1 protein-coding gene is annotated in these 407 nt (G+C 72.7%); it reads left to right on the forward strand.

Going from position 1 to position 407, the window contains the following annotated elements; genetic code table 11:
• A partial coding sequence (locus WU80_RS24860) for a DUF222 domain-containing protein (RefSeq protein ID WP_156371907.1) occupies positions 1–407 on the forward strand: 407 nt, incomplete at both ends.

Genomic DNA, 407 nt, shown 5'->3' on the forward strand with positions numbered 1-407 from the left:
CCCACCCGGGCGGCCGTGGAGGCCGACCTCGTCAGGTATGGAACGCAGTATCGGCCCGAGCAATTGGCGGGGCTGGCCGAGCATGTCGCCGATTGCCTTAACCCCGACGGCCGCTACAGCGACGCCGAGCGCGCCCGCCGCCGCGGCCTCACCCTGGGCAAGCAGGGCCCTGATGGCATGTCGGAGCTGCGCGGGCTGCTCACCCCCGAGTTGCGGGCCACCCTCGAGGCGGTGCTGGCCAAGCTGGCCGCCCCGGGCATGTGCAACCCCCTCGACGACACCCCGTGTGTCGACGGCACCCCCAGCCAGCAGGCCATCGATCACGATGGGCGCAGCGCCGCCCAACGCAACCACGATGGGCTCACCGCGGGGCTGCGCGCGCTGTTGGCCTCGGGAAAACTCGGCCG

Origin of the sequence: Mycobacterium sp. UM_11 (assembly GCF_001414075.1) — a bacterium.
Lineage (GTDB): Bacteria > Actinomycetota > Actinomycetes > Mycobacteriales > Mycobacteriaceae > Mycobacterium.